Source organism: Kitasatospora sp. NPDC001175 (assembly GCF_053598215.1).
Window position 1 is genome coordinate 1 of record NZ_JBSFJU010000013.1, and the last position, 12,219, is coordinate 12,219.

13 protein-coding genes and 1 pseudogene are annotated in these 12,219 nt (G+C 71.9%); 4 read left to right on the plus strand and 10 right to left on the minus strand.

From position 1 onward, the window contains the following. Positions 1 to 231 (minus strand): annotated as a pseudogene (locus ACWDAK_RS12270) (hypothetical protein); the annotation flags it as partial. A gap of 237 nt (positions 232 to 468) precedes the next feature. Between ACWDAK_RS12270 and ACWDAK_RS12275 the strand changes: the two are divergent. Beyond that, a complete protein-coding gene (locus ACWDAK_RS12275; RefSeq protein ID WP_344637871.1) occupies positions 469 to 1,224 on the plus strand; it encodes a GbsR/MarR family transcriptional regulator in 756 nt (251 codons plus the stop codon). 79 nt (positions 1,225 to 1,303) lie between these two features. On the opposite strand, the gene ACWDAK_RS12280 is transcribed toward ACWDAK_RS12275, so the two are convergent. After that, positions 1,304 to 2,161: a helix-turn-helix transcriptional regulator gene (locus tag ACWDAK_RS12280; protein WP_344637885.1), complete on the minus strand. Its 858-nt coding sequence runs from the start codon at positions 2,159 to 2,161 to the stop codon at positions 1,304 to 1,306. 133 nt (positions 2,162 to 2,294) lie between these two features. Here ACWDAK_RS12280 and ACWDAK_RS12285 point away from each other — a divergent pair, with 133 nt between their 5' ends. Continuing rightward, complete coding sequence (locus tag ACWDAK_RS12285; RefSeq protein WP_344637870.1) at positions 2,295 to 3,143, plus strand: NAD-dependent epimerase/dehydratase family protein; 849 nt, start codon at positions 2,295 to 2,297, stop codon at positions 3,141 to 3,143. 86 nt (positions 3,144 to 3,229) lie between these two features. Here ACWDAK_RS12285 and ACWDAK_RS12290 read toward each other — a convergent pair whose 3' ends face one another. Together ACWDAK_RS12290 and ACWDAK_RS12295 are read right to left on the minus strand one after the other, a co-directional pair. Beyond that, positions 3,230 to 4,213 carry a DMT family transporter gene (locus tag ACWDAK_RS12290; RefSeq protein WP_427393316.1) on the minus strand — a complete coding sequence of 328 codons (984 nt, stop codon included), beginning with the start codon at positions 4,211 to 4,213 and terminating at the stop codon, positions 3,230 to 3,232. 202 nt (positions 4,214 to 4,415) lie between these two features. Next, positions 4,416 to 5,084 (minus strand): CatB-related O-acetyltransferase, encoded by a 669-nt coding sequence (locus tag ACWDAK_RS12295; RefSeq protein WP_344637868.1) that lies wholly within the window; start codon positions 5,082 to 5,084, stop codon positions 4,416 to 4,418. Between the two features lie 109 nt (positions 5,085 to 5,193). Between ACWDAK_RS12295 and ACWDAK_RS12300 the strand changes: the two genes are divergently transcribed. Both ACWDAK_RS12300 and ACWDAK_RS12305 read left to right on the plus strand, forming a co-directional pair. Continuing rightward, entirely contained in the window at positions 5,194 to 5,832 is a 639-nt protein-coding gene (locus ACWDAK_RS12300) for a TetR-like C-terminal domain-containing protein (RefSeq protein WP_344637867.1), read from the plus strand. A 97-nt stretch (positions 5,833 to 5,929) separates the two neighbouring features. Next, positions 5,930 to 6,598, plus strand: coding sequence for a peptidylprolyl isomerase (locus ACWDAK_RS12305; protein WP_427393315.1), 669 nt, complete (start codon positions 5,930 to 5,932; stop codon positions 6,596 to 6,598). A 171-nt stretch (positions 6,599 to 6,769) separates the two neighbouring features. Here ACWDAK_RS12305 and ACWDAK_RS12310 read toward each other — a convergent pair whose 3' ends face one another. From ACWDAK_RS12310 to mqnC, 6 genes are all read right to left on the minus strand, one after another. After that, positions 6,770 to 7,171 carry a hypothetical protein gene (locus tag ACWDAK_RS12310; protein ID WP_344637865.1) on the minus strand — a complete coding sequence of 134 codons (402 nt, stop codon included), beginning with the start codon at positions 7,169 to 7,171 and terminating at the stop codon, positions 6,770 to 6,772. A 94-nt stretch (positions 7,172 to 7,265) separates the two neighbouring features. After that, entirely contained in the window at positions 7,266 to 8,570 is a 1,305-nt protein-coding gene (locus ACWDAK_RS12315; protein WP_425557681.1) for a geranylgeranyl reductase family protein, read from the minus strand. A gap of 133 nt (positions 8,571 to 8,703) precedes the next feature. After that, positions 8,704 to 9,396: a demethylmenaquinone methyltransferase gene (locus tag ACWDAK_RS12320; protein ID WP_344637863.1), complete on the minus strand. Its 693-nt coding sequence runs from the start codon at positions 9,394 to 9,396 to the stop codon at positions 8,704 to 8,706. A gap of 147 nt (positions 9,397 to 9,543) precedes the next feature. Continuing rightward, the gene (locus ACWDAK_RS12325) at positions 9,544 to 10,149 is read right to left on the minus strand and encodes a hypothetical protein (protein ID WP_344637862.1); all 606 of its coding nucleotides are present in this window, start codon (positions 10,147 to 10,149) and stop codon (positions 9,544 to 9,546) included. Between the two features lie 233 nt (positions 10,150 to 10,382). Further along, on the minus strand, positions 10,383 to 11,012 hold the full coding sequence (locus ACWDAK_RS12330) for a hypothetical protein (RefSeq protein WP_344637861.1): 630 nt from the start codon (positions 11,010 to 11,012) through the stop codon (positions 10,383 to 10,385). Continuing rightward, positions 11,012 to 12,190 carry a cyclic dehypoxanthinyl futalosine synthase gene (gene mqnC, locus ACWDAK_RS12335; RefSeq protein WP_344637884.1) on the minus strand — a complete coding sequence of 393 codons (1,179 nt, stop codon included), beginning with the start codon at positions 12,188 to 12,190 and terminating at the stop codon, positions 11,012 to 11,014. The genes ACWDAK_RS12330 and mqnC overlap by 1 nt, the downstream gene beginning before the upstream one ends. Positions 12,191 to 12,219 lie beyond the last annotated feature (29 nt).

Below are 12,219 nucleotides of genomic sequence, written 5' to 3' on the forward strand. Positions count from 1 at the left end.
GGATCCGTTGCCGAGGAGCACGTTCTTGGGCTCGGGGACCTGGATCCGCAGGACGCCGTCGGCGTAGGCGACGGTGGTCTGCTCGGCACTCTGGACATCGCGGCTCTTGGAGGGGTTCGCGGGCAGGACCTCGACGGTGGTGTCGGCGCGGTCGGCGGCGATGAGCTGGATGCGTCCGGCGGGGACGGCCAGGACGGCGGAGATCGGGGCGGGGGTGTCGAACTTCAGCATCGTGCTCTCCTGTGCTCGCTCGTTGTTTCTGATACCAGAAACGCTACGTTGCTTTCCAAAACAAGGCAACATGCAAGTTGCATAGAATCTGCATCTCTGCAGGTAAGAGGCGAGAAACTGTTGCAATGGCTCTAAAATTAACGCAACGATGACTTCTCAGATCATTGCAATGGGTGAGAACTGAACGCTATGGTGGGGGAATCAGGAGCCCCACGAAAGATCACCGAGGAGATCGCGATGCCCGGAGGCAGGCTCACTCAGCAGGAACGCCAGCAGATCGCGCTGGGCTTGGCGGACAGCCTCCCCTACGCCGAGATCGCCAGGCGCCTCGAACGCCCGACCTCGACGATCACCCGTGAGGTGATGCGCAACGGCGGCCCCACCGCCTACCGCCCCGACCTGGCCCACCGCGCCACCGAACACCGCGCCCGCCGACGCAAGTCCACCTCCTCCCGAGGGCCGGAGTCAGCCCCCCAGCCGCACGGACGCGACGCCGAGGCCGTGGCCGAGTACGAGGAAAGGCTCGCCACCGTCTACATGGCTTCGGGCCTGCCCAAGATGCCGGCCCGAGTGCTGGCCTGCCTCTACACCACCGACGCGGGCAGCCTCACCGCGTCCCAACTCGCCCAGCGCCTCCAGGTCAGCCCGGCATCCATCTCCAAAGCGATCACCTTCCTCGACAGCATGGACCTCGTCCGCCGCCAACGCGACGAACGCCGCCGCGAGCTCTACATCGTCGACGACGACCTCTGGTACCAGTCGATGCTCCGCAGCGCCCGATCCAACGACCAACTCGTCGAAACCTCACGCCAGGGCGCCGCCGTCCTCGGCCCCCACACCCCCGCCGCCACCCGCCTCGAGAACGCCGCCCGCTTCCTCGACTTCATCTCCGACAGCATCACCCGCGCCGCCGAACAGGCCCGCGAAATCCTCTACACCAAATCCGAAACGACCTCGGACGGCACCGCCGAGCCGAGTTCAGATCACGGATAGACCGCCGTCTCGATCGTCTCAGCCATGAGACCTCCGGAAAACGAAGTCGAGCGAACGAATCACACGTGTTGACGATGCATCAGCTCACCCGTGGCTCCGCCCGCCCGAAGTCCTGCCGTCCCACCACCCGCAGCAGTTCGAGCCGCTGCGCCGACTCGCTCCCCGGGCGGGCGGTGTAGATCAGCAGCAGTTGGTCGTGGTCGGTGCCTGCGAGCACCTCGCAATCGACCTCGATCCGTCCGACCACGGGGTGCAGAAACGACTTCCGGCCGTTCCGGCGGACAGCCACCGGGTGCTGCTCCCAGAGCTCGGCGAACTCCGCGCTCGCGGCGAGCAGCCGGTCCACCAGGTCGACCACCTGGGGGTCGGTCGGCCGGGCCGCCCGGGTGGCACGCAGGTGGGCGACATTGGCGCGGGCGAGGTCGGCGTGGTCCTCCTCCGGGAACAGCGCCCGGGCGGCCGGCGAGGTGAACCACCTCCAGCTGATGTTGCGGTCCTCCGGGCGCAGTTCGGCGGCGTCGCCGAACAGCGCGACCGCCATGGCGTTCTGTGCCAGGACGTCGCCCAGGTCGGAGAGCACCTGGGCGGGGGTGTCGTGCAGCCGGTCCAGCACCAGGAGCAGGCCGGGCCGCAGGTGGCTCAGGGCCCGTACGGAGCGCGGCGGCGGGTGGCCCGCGAGGTGGAAGAGGTGGTCGCGTTCGTCGTCGGTCAGCCGCAGCGCCCGCGCGAGCGAGGCGATCAACTGCGGTGAGGGCTGCGGGCCGCGCCGCTGTTCGAGCCGGGCGTAGTAGTCGACCGAGAGGCCGGCGAGTTGGGCCACCTCCTCCCGGCGCAGACCGGGCGTACGGCGGCGGGCCCCGGGTGGCAGGCCCACATCGGCCGGGGTCAGCCGGGAGCGGCAGCGGCTCAGGAAGTCGGCGAGTGCGGGTCGGTCGATCACCGTTCGAGCATCCCAGTCGCTGCCGCACCGAACCAGGGATTCCTGATCCCTGGCTAAGGGGGTCTCTCCCGCCGTCCGCGCCGACCGGGCACGGTGGTTGCAGCGAGATCGAGACGACGGAGGAGCCGAGTTGAAGAAGATCCTGGTCACCGGAGCGACCGGCAAGGTCGGCCGCAGGTTCGTGCCGCGCCTGGTGCGGTGGGAGGGGGCGGACGCGGTCCGGATCCTGGTCCGCGACGAGACGAAGGCCGCAGACCTGGCCGGGCTCGGCGTCGACGTGGTGCAGGGCGACCTGCGCGAACAGGCCGCCCGGGTCAAGGCGCTGCAGGGCGTGGACGCGGTGGTGAACGTGGCCGCCGCACTGCGCGGGGTGCCGGACGAGGAGGCGTACGCGGTCAACCGTGACGCGGCGGTGGAGCTCGGCCGCGACGCGGCCGAGGCGGGCGTGCGGCGGTTCGTCCAGACCAGCACCAACCTGGTGTACCGCGGCGGCCTCGGCCGGCCTGCCGTGGAGTCGGACGAGCTGCGCCCGGACGCCTCCTGGGGCGCGTACGCCGCGTCGAAGGCCCAGGCCGAGGAGGAGCTGCGGGAGCTGGAACTGCCCCTGGTAGTGGTGCGGTTGGCCTTCGTGTACGGCGAGGGTGACACGCACCTGGCCCAGTCGCTGCAGTGGGCCGGCCAGTGGGCCTCGCACCAGCGGCTGCCCGTGGTCCACCACGCGGACGCGTCCCAGTCGCTGTGGCGCGCCGTCCGGACGCCGGGCATCGAGGGCCGCGCGTACAACGCGGTCGACGACGCGCCGATCACCGCGTACGACCTGCACGAACTGCACGGCGTACCGCAGCCGGAGGGCGCGGCCGCACGCGAGGCCGGGGACCCGTGGGAGGGGCACGCGAGCAACGCCAGGATCCGGGCCGAGCTCGGCTGGCGGCCGCTGTACCCGTCCGTCTGGACGGCTCGCGACGCGGGCGCGCTCTGACCGCTGCGCTCCGGCGCACAACGTCCACTCCACGCGGGGGCTCGGCAACCCGCACTACGAACCCGGCGGCGGCCGGGAGCGTTCACTCAGCGCGCGTGGTCCAACTCCCGCTCTGCCCCGGCGCTGTGCTCCGCCTCCGTACGCTCCCGCACAGCGGCGGCCTCGCCCTCGTCGGCCGCCGCGCGCCGCCCGCCGCCCAGCCCGGCCCGCCGGCCGCCCTCGGTGCCCACCAGCACCAGGAGTCCGCCGAGCAGCGCGAGCGGCGACAGGCGGTCGCCGCCCAGGGTGGTGCCGAAGACGGCGGCCCAGAGCGGCTCGGTGCCCAGCAGCAGGCTCACCCGAGAGGGTGAGGTGGCGCGGACCGCCCACATCTGGACGAAGAACGCGAACAGCGTGCAGAGCAGCGACAGGTGCAGCAGGTACACCCACTGCACCGGCCCGAACCCGGCCGCCACCGCGAGGGCGGACGGCCCGGTGAAGACCGAGGCGATCACGAACACGAGCCCGGACGTGGCGAGTTGGACCCAGGTGAGGGCCAACGAGTCGGTCCCCGCGATGGCCCTGGTGCGGGACATGGTGAGCACGTGGACGGTCCGCACCAACGCCGCGGCGAGCACCAGCAGGTCGCCCATGCCCGGCGCCCGGAATCCGCCGCCGGTCAGCAGGGCGACCCCGAGCACCGAGAGCCCGGCCGCCCCGAGGAAGGACCAGGACGGCGCGGTCCGCCGTACCGCGCTCTCGGCGAGCGGCGTGAGCACCATGGTGAGGCTGACGATCAGACCGGCGTTGGTCGCCGAGGTGTGCACCGCACCGTAGGTCTCCAGCAGGAAGATCGCGCCGAGGATCGCGCCGAGCGCGGCCCCGCCCAGCCACTCGCGCGCGGTGAGCCCCCGCAGTGCCCGGAACGCGAACAGGCCCAGCAGCGGCAGCACCAGGCCGAAGCGCAGTACCAGCACCGGCAGCACGGTCTGCGGCGTCGCCAATTGCTTGACCACCAGGAAGCTGGATCCCCAGACCACGGCCACCGCGAGCACGGGCAGGTCACGGACGATCGGCGGGACGGAGCGCATACGGTGTTCCCTCCGGGAGTGGAAGGCCGAAGGCCCGTACGGCGTCGGACGGTTCTGCGGCGGCGGGGTGACATCCTCGCGCGGCACCGGACGAACGATCAACGGCTTTCCGGATCTTGGAAGCCCCGGCGCGGGCGCCGTGCTCCCCGAAGGCCGTCGTCGCGGCCCTCCTGGAGGGGCCCACCTTCACGCGCGAGCCGGGTCAGCCCTCCTCGGTCAACAGCCCGTTCCGCCGGGCGATCTCCTCGATCTCCGCCGGCGTACCCGACATGATGACCCGCAGGTGCTCGGTGACCAGCTCGACCGGCCAGTGCCACCACGCGGCCCGAAGCAGCCGTTCGACGTCCTCGTCGGAGAACCGCCGCTTGATCGGCCGGGCGGGATTGCCGCCCACGACGGTGTACGGCGCGACGTCCGCGGTGACCACCGCACCCGTCGCGATGATCGCGCCGTCGCCGATCCGTACGCCCGGCATCACCGTGACGCCGTAGCCGAACCAGACGTCGTGCCCGACCACCGTGTCACCCCGGCTCGGCATCCCGGTGACCAGGTCGAGCGTCCGCTCGGTCCAGGTGCCGCCGAACATGGTGAACGGGAAGGTCGAGACGCCCATCGCGGGGTGCTCGGCGCCCGCCATCAGGAAGCGGGTGCCGCTCGCGATCGCGCAGTACCGCCCGATCACCAGCCGCTCGGACCCGTACGCGTAGAGCACGTTGCGCTGTTCGAACTCGGTCGCGCCGTCCGGGTCGTCGTAGTAGGTGTACTCGCCCACCTCGATCCGCGGATCGGTGACCAGGTTCCGCAGCAGGACGACGCGGTCGTGCCCGGCCAGCGGATGCAGCACGGTGGGGTCGGGGATCACATCGGGCACAGCGGTACCTCCGGCACTGGGGACAATCTAACGCGACCGACGTCGCATTAAGATGGAGCATGTCAGTGCGGCACCAATCTGGCAACTCTTAACGCGACTGGAGTCGACTTTGCCTACCGCCACCCCCACCCCCCGGCCGGGCGGCCGCAGCGCCCGCGTCCTCGCCGACGTCGTCGCCGCCACCCTCGCCGAGGTCTCCGAGAAGCCGTACGACCAGCTCACCGTGGACGCCGTCGCCAACCGCTCGGGCATCCACAAGGCCACCCTCTACCGCCGCTGGGGCGGCATGGACGGCCTGATCGCCCAGGCCCTCACCACCTCCGCCGAGCAGCCCTGGCCCATCCCCGACACCGGCTCGGTCGACGAGGACGTCCGCCTGCTCGCCCACGAGGTGTACGCCACCTTCACCGACCCCGAACTGCGCACCACCCCGACCGCCCTGATCGCCGCCGCACTGCGCTCACCTCGGGGCGCCGAGGCGCTGCACGCCTTCTTCGCGGCCCGGCACCGGCAGGCCGCCGAGGTCGCCGTCCGGGGCGTCGAACGCGGCGAACTCCCGTCCGGCGCCGACCCGGTGGAGCTGGTCCGGGCCGCGACCGCCCCGCTCTACCACCGCCTCTTCCTCACCGGCGAACCCCTCGACGAGCCCGCCGCCACCCGCGCCGCGGCCGCCGCCCTGCTCGCCGCCCGCGCGGGCCTCTTCTCCCCCGAACCGCAGGACAACTCCCCTTCTCCGCAGCCCCGCTAACACCAAACCGCCCCACGCATAGCAGGTTCACCCCGGGGGCATCAGTGAGTACGCCATGCCAACTGCCATGGCACACACCCCCGGGAGGGAACCCCGCATGAAGCGCAAGCACTGGGCACTGCCACTCGCCGCCGCCGTCGCCCTGCCCCTCGGCCTCGCCACCACCGAAGCCGAGGCGGCGACCCCGGCCCCCACCCCCGCGCCCACCGCCTGCAGCTACACACCGGCCGTCCCGGCCGACAACTTCAAGGGCATACCGGTCTTCGACCCGGTCAGGGCCGCCAAGCCCTACCACGCCACGCTGCGGACCAGCCAGGGCGCCATCACCTTCCAGGCCCTGACCGACAAGGCGCCCTGCACCACCTTCTCGTTCCGCTTCCTGGCCGAGCACTCCTACTTCAACCGCACCCACTGCCACCGCCTCACCACCAAGGGGATCTACGTCCTCCAGTGCGGCGACCCCACCGGCACCGGCAGCGGCGGCCCCGGCTACTCCTTCCCCGACGAGAACCTCACCGGCGCCACCTACCCCGCCGGCACCGTGGCCATGGCCAACGCCGGCCCCAACACCAACGGCAGCCAGTTCTTCTTCGTCTGGAAGGACACCAAGCTCTCCCCCGCCTACACCCCCTTCGGCCGCGTCACCGCCGGCCTCGACGTCCTCCAGAAGATCGCCGCCGCCGGCGAGGACGACCAGAACAACCCCGGCGACGGCTACCCCACCCTCCCGGTCAACATCCACCAGGTCCGCATCACCAACCGCTGACCCTCAACTCCCGTACGGCGCGGGCGCGCCGGCGCCGTACGGGCCCCGCTCGGCCGTTCGCCCACTGCGCCCCTGTCGTCTTCCGTGGGACGGACGAGCAGATCGCCGCGATCGACTCCGGCCGGCTGCCGGTTGCCGGTTGCCGGTTGCCGGTTGCCGGTTGCGAACGGGTCACTCCCCGCAGTTGAACGGGTCCAGCTCCGGCGGGTCGAGTTCGGTCCAGAGCGAGAGCACGTCGGCCACGAGCAGGAGCGTGACGAGGAGCAGCAGCACGACCAGGCCGGCCTGGACGGCGCGGACCGGTGCACCGCCGCCGCGCGGGGCGGTGGAGAGGAGCCGGATCAGCCAGACCGCGGTGACCAGGGCGAGGAGGGTGGAGAGCGCGCCGAGGCCGATGGCGAGTGGTGGGACCGCGCCGGCGTGGTGGCAGTGCCTGGTGGGCTCGACGACGTAGTGGTCGTAGAGCAGGCTGTCGGTGATCTCGGCCGCCACCGAGGCCACGCACAGCAGGAAGGCCCACAGCGCCGAGCGCAACCACAGGCGCCGGTCGGGCAGATGGCCGTTGTCGAGCACGTACGTCCCCCGTCGTGTCCCGCCGTCCGCTCCCCGGACAGCGCGCCGGGGAGCGTAACGGCGCCGACGGAACACGGCAAACCGACGGCAGAGGTCAGGCGTTGGGCGCGACCTTGGCGAGGCCGTTGATGATGCGGTCCATGGCGTCGCCGCCCTGAGGGTCGGTCAGGTTGGCGAGCATCTTGAGGACGAACTTCATCAGGACGGGGTGGGTCAGGCCGCGCTGGGCGGCGAGCTGCATGACCTTCGGGTTGCCGATCAGCTTCACGAAGCCGCGACCGAGGGTGTAGTAGCCGCCGTAGACGTCCTTGAGGATGCGGGGGTAGGCCTGTAGGGCGCGCTCGCGGCCGGCGGGGGTGACCCGGGCGTGGGCCTGGACGATGACACCGGCGGCGAGCTGGCCGGATTCCATCGCGTAGGCGATTCCCTCGCCGTTGAAGGGGTTGACCATGCCGCCGGCGTCGCCGACCAGCAGCAGGCCGCGGGTGTAGTGCGGCTGGCGGTTGAAGGCCATCGGCAGGGCGGCGCCGCGGATCGGGTCGGTCATGTTCTCGGGGGTGTAGCCCCACTCCTCGGGCATGCCGGCGCACCAGGCCTTGAGCACCTCACGCCAGTCCAACTCCCCGAAGGAAGCGGAGGAGTTGAGGATGCCGAGGCCGACGTTGGAGGTGCCGTCGCCCATGCCGAAGATCCAGCCGTAGCCGGGCATCAGCTCGCGCCGACCGCCGCGGGTGTCCCAGAGCTCCAGCCAGGACTCCAGGTAGTCGTCCTCGTGGCGCGGGGACTTGAAGTACGTCCGGTAGGCCACGCCCATCGGGCGGTCCTCGCGGCGGTGCAGCCCCATCGCCAGGGAGAGCCGGGTGGAGTTGCCGTCGGCGGCGACCACCAGCGGTGCGCGGAAGGCCACCGGGCGCCGCTCCTCGCCCAGCTTGGCGGTGACGCCGACGATCCGGCCGGTGCGGTCGTCCAGCACCGGGCCGCTGACGTTGCAGCGCTCGTACAGCCGGGCCCCGGCCTTCTGGGCCTGCCGGGCGAGCAGTTCGTCGAAGTCGGCGCGCTTGCGGACCAGGCCGTAGTCGGGGAACGCGGAGAGCTCGGGCCAGTCCAGTTCCAGCCGGACGCCGCCACCGATGATCCTCAGGCCCCGGTTGTGCAGCCAGCCGTTCGCGGTGGAGACGTCGATGCCCATGTCCACCAACTGCTTGGTGGCGCGCGGGGTCAGGCCGTCACCGCAGACCTTCTCGCGCGGGAACGCGGTCTTCTCCAGCAGCAGGACGTCGAGTCCGGCCTGCGCCAGGTAGTACGCGGTGGTCGAACCCGCCGGGCCGGCACCGACCACGATGACGTCGGCGCTGCTCTCGACGGTGTCGGCGCTCAGGTCGGCTGCGGTCTCGGACACGGTGGGCACACTCCTGCGGGCAGCGGGTCGGTCTGGGCGGCAAGGGCCCGTCCTGGCCCGCGAGGGGGCCGGGGCGGGCTCGGACGAGTCTAACGAGGGCCCCTCGGGGCGGAGCCCGACTGCCCGGTGGGGCTCAGAGGTTGAAACCCCGGTGCAGGGCGACGATCCCGCCGGTGAGGTTGCGCCAGGCGACCTTGGACCAGCCGGCCTGCTGCAGCTTGGTGGCCAGCCCGGGCTGGTCGGGCCAGGCCCGGATCGACTCGGCGAGGTAGACGTACGCGTCCGGGTTGCTGCTGACGGCGGTCGCCACCGGCGGCAGGGCGCGCATCAGGTACTCGGTGTAGACGCTCCGGAAGGGCGTCCAGGTCGGGGTGGAGAACTCGCAGATCACCAGCTTGCCGCCGGGCTTGGTGACCCGGCGCATCTCGCGCAGCGCGGCGTCGGTCTCCTGGACGTTGCGCAGGGCGAAGGAGATGGTGACCGCGTCGAAGACGCCGTCCGCGAACGGCAGCCTGGTGGCGTCCCCGGCGGTCAGGGCCAGCTCGGGGTGGCGGTGCTTGCCCTCGGCGAGCATGCCGACCGAGAAGTCGCACGGCACGACCTTCGCACCGGCCTCCTCGAAGGGCAGCGAGGAGGTGCCGGTACCGGCGCCGAGGTCGAGCACCAGCTCACCGGGCCTGGCGTCCACCGCGTCGGCCACCGCACGCCGCCAGGCACGGGCCTGGCCGAGCGAGAGCACGTCGTTGGTGCGGTCGTACTTGGCCGCGACATCGTCGAACATCGCGGCGACTTCGTGCGGCTGCTTGTCCAGAGAGGCTCGGGTCACGGACCCCATTCTTCACCCTGGCACCCGACGCCACGGCAACGGGTGTGCGTACACCTCCCGAGAGCCCCTCCGGCGCGGCTCCCGGCGCCCCCTCGCCGCACCCTCGGCGGCCCCTCCGGCGCGGCTCCCGGCAGCCACGTCACACCTTCAGCGCAGCGCGCGCCGCCCGCCCCTGCGCCGCCGCCGGGAGCGCTTGCCGTGGGTGATCGAGGGCATCCCCTCGCCCAGCGCCTCGGTGGCGAAGGCCACCGTGGTGCTGATCCGGGCGCCCCGGCCGTGTACCCGTACGGACTGCTGGATGGACTGGGTGGCCCGCCGGTGCCGCCAGATCCGGACCACGCAGCCGGCGCAGAGCAGCAGCGCCGTCGGCACGCTGACCCGGGCCAGACCGATCCCGGCCGGCTGCGGGTAGTGCTCGCCGCAGACCCGGACGGCGCTCAGGTCGTCGGCGGCGTGTTCCAGGCAGATCCGGTCGCCGACCTTGGCGTCCGCCGGCAGCCACAGGTCGGCCGCCGTGCGCTGCCGCCCGTCGGCCTGGTAGCTGACCGCGCTGTAGGTGGCGCTGCCGGACGGGAGCTGGGTGACGGTGCCCTCGGTGCGGACGGGGTGGGCGGTGATCCGCTCCGCCTGGTCGGCCTGACGCCAGCCGAGCAGGCACATCCCGACCGCGAGCACGGCGCTGAGCACTGCGGCGAGGTACCAGCCTCGGCCGAGGCGCGCGCTGCGAAAGCGGGGGACGGTCGCGGATCGCATGGTTCCTGTCCTGGCTGCCGGACAAGGCCCCCGGGGGAAGGGGCCGATGGTGAGGTGACCCGTTCAATCGCTGGGGGAGGCGATCTGAAGGGCTGTCCGGGATGGTAACCGCTGGCGGGGCCTCAGGTCACGACAACGATCAATCAGTTCATCGGACCAACCAGCTTGCGCGCTGGTCTCCGGCCAGATTCCGTCCGTGCACCAGCCATCCTTCCGCGGCAACAGGCCCTTCCTCAGCGCCGTCGGTACAGCAGCCTTCCGCCGAGCACCGTGGCCAGACAGCAGCCCGCGCCCGCCGCCTCCAGCTCGGCGACCGAACTCACATCGAAGACCGCGAAGTCGGCCCGCCCGCCGACGGCCAGCGGCCGGTGCACGGCCTGCGCCAGTCCGGTGCCGGCCAGCGGGTCCAGGCCGCCCTCGGCGCCGTCCCCGGCCAGCGCCACCAGCCCGGACCTGGCCACGGCGGTGCGCACCACCGGCAGCTCGAAGGGCCCCGCGACCGCCGTGGTCCCGTACGCCAGCATCCGCTGCAGACCGCGCCGGGCGCTGCCGCCCCGCCGCTCCTGGTCCAGCTCACCGGGCTCCCCGCCGAACGCCTCGGCGTACGCCGCGCCGGACAGCGGCTCACTGCCCAGCTCCTCCCGGGGGTCCGGGTGGTACGCCCGCTCCAGAAGCCACTGCCCGTACGGATTGCGCAGGCCGGGCACCAACAGCCCGTCCCACGTCCGCTCCCTGGCACCGGCCACCGGCCGGTACGGACCGGTGGCGGCCACCACGCCGCCGTCGACCAGCACCGCCCCGTCGTGGACCGGCGGGGCGGCGGGGTCGACCACCAGTACGGCGGCGCGGTGCAGCGTCAGCATCAGTTCGCGGAGAGGATCTTCAGCTCGGGGTGCGCGGTGCCGCCCTCGATCGCCGTGGAGGCGATGTGCGAGGCGACCCGGGGGTCGACCGGGTCGTTGGCCGGGTCGACCAGCACCCGCAGGTGCTCGTAGGTGGTGGAGCGCTGCGCGGGGACCCGGTCGGCGGCCCGGATCAGGTGGATCAGCTCGGTCAGGTTGGAGCGGTGCTTGGCACCGGCCATCGAGACCACGTTCTCCTCCAGCATCACCGAGCCGAGGTCGTCGGCCCCGTAGTGCAGCGAGAGCTGGCCCGCCTCCTTGCCGGTGGTCAGCCAGGAGCCCTGGATGTGCGCCACGTTGTCGAGGAAGAGCCGCGCGATGGCGATCATCCGCAGGTACTCGAAGACGGTCGCCTGGGTGGAGCCCTTGAGGTGGTTGTTCTGCGGCTGGTAGGTGTACGGGATGAAGGCGCGGAAGCCGCCCGTACGGTCCTGCACGTCGCGGATCATGCGCAGGTGCTCGATCCGCTCGGCGTTGGTCTCACCGGTGCCCATCAGCATGGTGGAGGTGGACTCCACACCCAGGCCGTGCGCGGCCTCCATGATCTCCAGCCAGCGCTCGCCCGACTCCTTCAGCGGGGCGATCGCCTTGCGCGGACGCTCGGGCAGCAGCTCGGCTCCGGCACCGGCGAAGGAGTCCAGACCCGCCTTGTGGATCCGGGTGATGGCCTCCTCGATGGAGACGCCCGAGATCCGGGACATGTGCTCGACCTCGGAGGCGCCCAGCGAGTGGATCACCAGCTGCGGGAACTCCGCCTTGATCGCGGAGAAGGCGCGCTCGTAGTACTCGACGCCGTAGTCGGGGTGGTGACCGCCCTGGAACATGATCTGGGTACCGCCCAGCTCGACCGTCTCCGCGCAGCGGCGCAGGATCTCGTCGAGGTCCCGGGACCAGCCCTTGTCACTCTTCGGCGGCACGTAGAAGGCGCAGAACTTGCACGCCGTCACACAGACGTTGGTGTAGTTGATGTTCCGCTCGATGATGTACGTCGCGATGTGCTCGACCCCGGCGTACCGGCGGCGGCGGACGGCGTCGGCGGCGGAGCCCAGCGCGTGCAGCGGTGCCCAGCGGTAGAGGTCCAGCGCCTCCTCGGGGGTGATCCGGCCCCCGGCGGCCGCACGGTCGAGAACGGCCTGCAGGTCAGTGGCGGTGGGGGCGCCCCCGGCCG

Excerpts from the sequence above, each read along its gene's own strand:
- ACWDAK_RS12275 (WP_344637871.1), top strand. The coding sequence starts at position 469 with ATGCCCGGAGGCAGGCTCACTCAGCAGGAACGCCAGCAGATCGCGCTG.
- ACWDAK_RS12330 (WP_344637861.1), bottom strand. The coding sequence starts at position 11,012 with ATGCTGACGCTGCACCGCGCCGCCGTACTGGTGGTCGACCCCGCCGCC.
- ACWDAK_RS12305 (WP_427393315.1), top strand. The coding sequence starts at position 5,930 with ATGAAGCGCAAGCACTGGGCACTGCCACTCGCCGCCGCCGTCGCCCTG.
- ACWDAK_RS12325 (WP_344637862.1), bottom strand. The coding sequence starts at position 10,149 with ATGCGATCCGCGACCGTCCCCCGCTTTCGCAGCGCGCGCCTCGGCCGA.
- ACWDAK_RS12290 (WP_427393316.1), bottom strand. The coding sequence starts at position 4,213 with ATGCGCTCCGTCCCGCCGATCGTCCGTGACCTGCCCGTGCTCGCGGTG.